We start from the raw sequence: 6,892 nt of genomic DNA on the forward strand, positions 1-6,892 counted from the left end.
TTCGTTTTCTCTCCAGGCGCGGGCTCGCCCGCGTTAAATCGCCGTTACCGCCACGCTGTGGCGGCCGCTGACGACAATGCCGTGCGGGAACGAGCCCAGCGCGGCGGCGTCCACTTCGATCCGCTCGCCGTACTCCAGCTTATGTACCGTCATGTACAGCTTCTCGACGTGATTGACGGCCGGTATCGATTTCAGCAGCGCGTAGAATACCGACAAATGAAGCTGCTGCCCGATCGCCCAGCCCTTGCCGTCGTAGCCGCCGCCCAGCGGATCGAGAAACCGCTCCAGCCGCTCGAGCGCCGCCCGCTCCGCCGGCACGACCTGCTCGATGCCGCTTGCCGCCAGCTGCGCCGAAATTGATATTTCGAGATAAGCCGGCTCGACCACCTGGAACTTCCCGCGAATCGCCACCACATTCGGCGCCCGTTCGCCGATATAGCGCTCGACGCGGCGCTTCAGCTCGGGGAACGAGCTGCGCCCCGCCATGCCGTCCTTGGCCAGCGCGATCAGCGTGATGCTGCCGTCTTCCGGCTCCATGCGCGCATTGCGGCCGGTCAAACATTTGACCTTGGCGATGCCCGGGTAAGCTTCCCGCGCCAGCCACTCAAAATCTTCCGCCCCGACCGCACGATCGCGATGCCGCAGCCGCTGCGGCCCCCGCTTCATCGCTTCCTCGAGCGATTCGGTGTTGCTGCCGCCGGAAGCAAGCTCCGGATTAAACGCCCCGCCGACAAAAGCGATCGACTGCTGCATCGCCGTAATCGTCATCGGTCCGACGTTGCCCCGGCTGCCCTGCGTCACCTTGTAGCTCGCGCGCACCCGCTCGAGCCCCATGTCCGGCGCCGCCATGCCGCGCACGCCGTCGCCGAAGCGGATGATCCCGGTCGTCCGGTCGATCGCATAATGGCGATCGTGCGGCCCGGAATCGGCGAAATTGTCGACGCCCGCCCACTGCACCCACAGCTGCTGCAATTGGCCGCCTTCGTCGCGCACCTCAAAGGCCGGATGCGTTTCCGCCGCAAGCAACGCGGCGGCTTCCTCGTCGGTCAGCAGCTCCGCTTCGTCCACCCATACCGTTTCGCCGAATACCGGCGTCCGCGCAAGCACGTATTCCTCGCCGCGCTTCTCCGGATGTTCGTCCGTAACGCTTTCCTGCTGCACCGCCCGCACCGTGTTCAAATAAAAGCCGTTTACGACCGGAACCGCGGCGTCGTATGCCGGATCGTCGTACGTGTCGCCCTGCACGACCACCCGCAGCCAGTACGCCTGCGTGTCGAACAGCGTTGCCGCAGCCAGATCCGGCGGTCCGGCGAATTGCACCATCCCGCTCTGCGTCAAACCGTTCGTGCCGTCGATCACCTTCAGCGGCCGCCAGTTTTGCGCCTCGCCGCCGCGCCAATATTCCCATTCCGTCAGCGGCACGTCGCGTTCCGTCAGGCGCGTCAGCTGCACCGATACGTACAAGCCGATCGGCCCTTTGACCGGCGGCCGGTCGAACGCCAGATACAGCGCGGCATGTTTGCCTTGCGGCGGATAGAACGGCGCGAACGCCTGCCCGTTCGCTTGCGTCAGCGCGGTGCGGTCGGCAAACTCCATGTTGTTCTGCGTCAGGCAGCGGTCTGCGGCGAACTTGCGGTCGCCGTACTGATAAGTCAGCTTCAGTTCTTCGATCCATGGCGACAAATAATCGGCCTGGGTGGAATACATATTTTCGACTTGCAGGACGCGCACCCGGATCCAGTAGTCGGCCTGGGCGTTGACATACGCTTCCTGCAAATCGGCCGGCACCCGGAACGTCACCTTCTGCACGCTGCGTTCTCCGGGCTTGTAGAACAGCTCGTCATACTCCTTCTTCGTCGTCAGCCGCACCCAGGAATTGCCGTTCCAATATTCCCAAATGACCTGGGCCACCGCAACCGGAGGCAGCTCCTGCTTCTCGAACTGCTTCTTCTTCATGATCATCTTCCACTCGATCTGCTTCTCCAGCTCGGTCTGCAGCCGGTTGACCCTCGCCTCGAGCGCAAACGTGATGCCGACCGTGGCGCCCCGCTTGCCGAACGCTTCCCGGCTGGCCATGTAGAACGTGCTGTACGGCGCAAAAATGTCGCCAAACGGATAGAAGCCGGCCGGATCGAGCTGGATATCGTTGTAAAACATCATCGCCGGCTCCAGGCCGCCTTGCCGATGAGCGTCGATGTAATCGGTTTTGAGCGCGATGCTGTCGAATTCCAGCTTGGCCGCGAGCAGCGCCGGCAGCTGCGACCATTCGGCCGCGGGCGCCGGAGCGGGAGACGAGGCGCGTCCCGTCGCCGCCGGCTTGCGCGTTTTGGCCGCCCTGTCCTTCGCTTCGGCTTCGCCGCCGGCAAACGTCTCGTGCCGTACCCGGCAACGAATCCAGCGCCCGATGACTCCGTTCACTTCGCTTTCGACCACCTGCGCCCTGCGCACCTTGGTCAGCACGATGCGGTTCGTTTCCGCCCGCACGTCGTCGAACGGCGTCCAGCCTTCCTCCGTCCGGTACGACCATTCCGCCAGCCGACGATCGGCCAGTAAGGCGCACATGTCGCGCTCGCGGTACTTTTCGAACGAATGCCCCATTTCCAGTTCGATGCGGGCCGAGTGTTCGAGATCGAACAGGAAACCGTGCTCCAGATACAAGCCATGCTCCTGCAAATTGACGCCGGTCTTGAAGGCGAACAGCTGCGCCGGAGCCGACGCTCCCGTATTCGCGGCGGCGATGAACAGATCGGGGACGCGGATGATCCGGTCCTGACGGATGCTGGTCGCGAAGGCGGCGGTGATCGTCGCCGGCGTCAGCAGCAGCGCGCTGTCCGTTTCGAACAGCACCTCGCCGTCCCCGTCCGCCGCGGGCGCCGCCACCTGCGTGCCGGCGGGAACGATCACCGGCTCCGTTACGCCGTCGTTCAGGCGGAACGACAAATTCGCATGCGCGGGTCTTGCCGGAAGCAGCGAAACGTCCAGCATGTTCATGAACGCGAGGAAATGTTTGGCCGGCAGCCGGTTGAGCCGCCGCACATTTTCGCTCAGCATCTCCGCAAACAGCAGGAACAGCGCGGTGCCCGGATCGGGATCCTCCGGCGTAAACCGCCACTCCGGCGTATAGAACGGCGCCATTTCCTTCATTCGTTCGATGAGCGCCTGTTTGTCGCGACTGTCAATTTTGGGAGGCTGCATGCTTCCACCTCCTCCGCGTGCGTCTGTTCATCGCTTCGCTCCGTCTCATCCGCAAAATGTTATCAATTGGAACCTTCGTGTATGTAAAAGGGATAAACCTGGTTGTACAAATTGTTGGTGGTGCGCACGACGTACGAAATGCGAATGTGCAGCTTGCCGGGATCGGCCCGGTCCGGATCGGCCACGACTTCCACCTCGTGGATGCGCGGCTCCCAGACGCGGAGCGCCTCCTTGATGTTCGATTCGAGCAGACGAAGCGTCGTTTCGTCCGTCTGGCCAAACACGAACTCCTGCACCCCGCAGCCAAAATCGGGACGCATCACCCGTTCGCCCTTCGCCGTCCCCATAATGATGCGGATCGATTCCGCGATATCTTCCTCGAAGGCGGACATCCGAATGCGGCCGGTCGCCATATCGACCTGGACCGGAAACTTCCACCCTCGCCCGAGAAACGCTTCGCTCATCTGACGCCGCTCCTTTTTGAGGAAAATGGGTTAGTTGATTTTGACCATGCTGCCCTTGATGTTGATCATGCCGTCCGACTTGATGTCGAGCGTTGCGCTCGCCTTGAGCTCCATCGTCGCCGAAGCTTCGATGCTGACCTGGGTCGACTTGATCTTGACCCCTTTGTTGCTCGTAATTTCCACATCGCCCTTGACGTTCATCTTGATGACCGTCGAGCTGCTCTTCAGCTCGATTTCGCCGGCGGAGCCGCCTTTGATCGTAATCGTGTTGGTGCCGCCCTGTTCGGCGATTTTGATGCTGTCGTCCTTGTCGGCGAACTCGATTTTTTGGCCTTTTTTCGTTTTCACCGTTACCATGGCCTTGCTGTCGTCATCGTCGAAAATAATTTCATGCCCGTGCTTCGACTTGAACTTGCGAATGTTGTTCTTGTCGTCGGCCTTCGGGGACGGCGACTTTTTGTTCCAGAGCGTGCCGATGACGAACGGCTGCCGCACTTCGCCAAGGTGGAACGCCACCAGCACCTCGTCGCCGACCTCGGGAATGAACAGGCTGCCCATGTCCTTGCCCGCCATCAGCGTGGCGACGCGCACCCAGTCGGTTTCCGTCGCTTCCTCCCGCAGCGGCAGCTTCAGCTTCACGCGCGCCAGACCGTCGGGATCCTTGTTGTCCGTGACGACGCCAACCATGACGCCTTCGATCCTGCCGCTGTTGTCCGATCCGGACGACTCGCCGAAGTTAATCATACCGCATTGCCCTCCACCTGGAATTTCGTTACATAACCGGACTGGTTGATCGTATGCGACACCGACGTGAGGTAGTAAGGCTGGCTCAGCTTGGCGCCGACGTTCTTGAGCGAAATGTACCGTCCGGCGCGAATTTCCGGAATGCCGACGCATTCGCCGCTGCCCGTGACCAGCTTCATCAGCTTCTTGTTCAGCGCCGCGTTCGCCTTGTCGAGCGCCTCTTCCTTCGATTCCACGTTCGTTTGCACGTATTCGGTAAAATCGCCGAGCGTCTTCATGATGTCCTTGCCCGTCTTCGAATTGGAGCCGAGCTTCGTTACCGAGTTTGACTTCGCTTCGATCACTTCCAGCTTCTTGTCGTCCCAGCCGCGCACGACCACGTCGGTAATTTGCTGCGACAGGTTCATGTCGATCGACAGCGAACGCAGCGTGGTGCCCCATTCGAGCGAAGCGACAGGCGTCATTTCCGTCAGCGGCTTGCGGAAGTGGATCGTTTTGCCGACGATGAAAAAGTCGTAGTTCACAATGCCGGCCAGCCGCTGCAGAAACTGAAAGTCCGTTTCCCTGTTTTGCGCGACCGTCGTGATCGTGCTTTTCGTGGCATCCACCTTCATCGTGGCGCCGTACGTTTTGCCGACTTCGCTGACGACGTCGCTGTACTTCTTTTTGCTCCAGGACTTGAACTTGGCGCCTTTCATCAACAGGAACGTGATGTCCATCCCCTGCACGTTGATGCTCGGGGGTTCGCCTTCCTGCAATTCGATCGCCACCGACGTGATGTAGCCGGAGAATACCGTCACGAACTTGTCCACGTAGCCCATCTTCACTTCGAGCGTTTTGCCGATGACGAACGTGTTGTCGAGCCACTTGAAATCGCGCTTGACGAGATCGAACGCATTGACGACGGAGAACGAAGCCGAATCGGCCTTCGCATCGATGCTCGTGTCGACCTTCACCGTGCTGACGGCGATTTCGTTCGAGATGTTGGAGCCGTTGACCAGAATTTCAAAGGCCGGCGCAAAAAAACCGCGGTACTTCTTGTCCAGCTCGTCGATCGTATATTGCTTCGTATCCAGCTTGACGTCTCCCATACGCTCACTCCAGCCTCGGCACCGTCAGTTTGCGGCCGGCCTGCATCAGGCGCGGGTTGTCGATGCCGTTCGCTTTGGCGATTTCCCGCCACATGCCCGGATCCTCGTATTCCTCGGCGGCGATCATCCACAGCTGGTCGCCCTGGCGCACCGTTTTCTGCTTCGTCCGGTCGGCCGACTGCCGGGGAATCAGCTGCAGCTGCTCTTTCTTCGTCTGCCAGGAGCGGAACGTCACCTTCAGCGTCGCGCGTACGGGAATGCCGGAGTCGAGGAACATCGTAAACTTCTGCGACACCTTCTCGACCACGCCTTTAAAATCCATCGAGCCCCAGACGAACCGGCAAATCGGCGGCGCATGGAGATCCTTCTCGACATCGAGCAAGCCGGAAATTTTGCGGGTATAGGCGCGGACGTCGGTCCCTTTCTCGAACGTATCGAAAAAGATATCCATCGTCAGCTGCGTCGTTTCCCCGCTGACGAACTGGCCGATCGGCATCGACAGGCCGGGAATCGTGTGCCAGGCGTATTTGTTGCTCGTATCGAGCGTATATTCGCTCGGGTTGAACAGCACTTCGATGTTTTCCGTGCTGTTGCCTTTGTCGACGATGATCATCGCTTTTTTGAGCGCCATGTGCGGGTCTCCTTTCCGGCCAGATGGACTTTATGGGCGTGATGAGCTTGTTGGAGTGCGCATTTGCCAAGTTGGCGTGCCGGGCGAAATCCGCCAACCCCTCACCGCGCGGACCGGGGCGAAATAGGCCATTAAAAATGGCTTATTGGCTCCATTTCGCCTGTCTCGCCGGAGATAGCCAGTAAAAACACTGGTTATTTCCGCCAAATGCTTCAATTGGGGCTGTTTTCACGCGAATAGCCAGTGAAATCATGGGCTATTTCGTGGCGACTGCCCTCTTCGAGTGAAATAGGCCATAAAAGATGGCTTATTTCGGCTGACAACAGAGCTACAGCCCCCGGCGCTGCTGCTCGAATTTGATCCGCTTCTCGATTTCGCGGTACACCTTGTCGGCGATCCGATTCACGTCAAGCTGCGGCAGCCGCTGCGCCAGCCGGCTGATCTGCTCCGGCGTCCAGTCCAGATCCTCCGGCGCGACGTCTTCGCTCGCGCCCGCCGCCGTCTCCTGCTCCGCTCGCTTCGGGCGAAGCAGCTCCATGCTGGCGGCTGTATCCGCCGCCGCCGAAGCTTCCGCCTGAGCCAGCTGCTTGTGCGCCAGCTCCGGCGGCGCAAGCGCTGCCGGCGGCGAGCCGTCGCCCGGGGCCGGCGATGCGCCGGCTCCGGGCCAGGCGGCCAAGCCGGCGGCCGCCAGCAGCTCGCGCTGCGCCGGCATCGCCAAGGCCATCTGGCCGGCGGGCGCAGCAGCCGCTGCCGCCGGCGAGCCGAAC

The 6,892-nt window shown here is 61.0% G+C and carries 6 protein-coding genes; all 6 read right to left on the bottom strand.

All coding sequences use genetic code 11. The features are described from left to right. Nucleotides 1–33: 33 nt before the first annotated feature. Nucleotides 34–3,195, bottom strand: coding sequence for a putative baseplate assembly protein (locus EXY20_RS11100; protein WP_135550811.1), 3,162 nt, complete (start codon nucleotides 3,193–3,195; stop codon nucleotides 34–36). Nucleotides 3,196–3,257: 62 nt separating this feature from the next. Beyond that, nucleotides 3,258–3,659, bottom strand: coding sequence for a GPW/gp25 family protein (locus EXY20_RS11105; protein WP_135550813.1), 402 nt, complete (start codon nucleotides 3,657–3,659; stop codon nucleotides 3,258–3,260). A 30-nt stretch (nucleotides 3,660–3,689) separates the two neighbouring features. Then, nucleotides 3,690–4,403: a phage baseplate assembly protein V gene (locus EXY20_RS11110; RefSeq protein WP_135550815.1), complete on the bottom strand. Its 714-nt coding sequence runs from the start codon at nucleotides 4,401–4,403 to the stop codon at nucleotides 3,690–3,692. Further along, on the bottom strand, nucleotides 4,400–5,494 hold the full coding sequence (locus tag EXY20_RS11115) for a phage late control D family protein (protein ID WP_135550817.1): 1,095 nt from the start codon (nucleotides 5,492–5,494) through the stop codon (nucleotides 4,400–4,402). The genes EXY20_RS11110 and EXY20_RS11115 overlap by 4 nt, the downstream gene beginning before the upstream one ends. 4 nt (nucleotides 5,495–5,498) lie before the next feature. After that, entirely contained in the window at nucleotides 5,499–6,125 is a 627-nt protein-coding gene (locus tag EXY20_RS11120) for a CIS tube protein (RefSeq protein ID WP_135550819.1), read from the bottom strand. 328 nt (nucleotides 6,126–6,453) lie between these two features. After that, the coding region (locus EXY20_RS38855) for a hypothetical protein (protein ID WP_407944908.1) at nucleotides 6,454–6,892 on the bottom strand (439 nt) is incomplete at its 5' end.

Origin of the sequence: Paenibacillus cymbidii (genome assembly GCF_004764705.1) — a bacterium.
GTDB classification, from domain to species: Bacteria; Bacillota; Bacilli; order Paenibacillales; family NBRC-103111; genus Paenibacillus_AN; species Paenibacillus_AN cymbidii.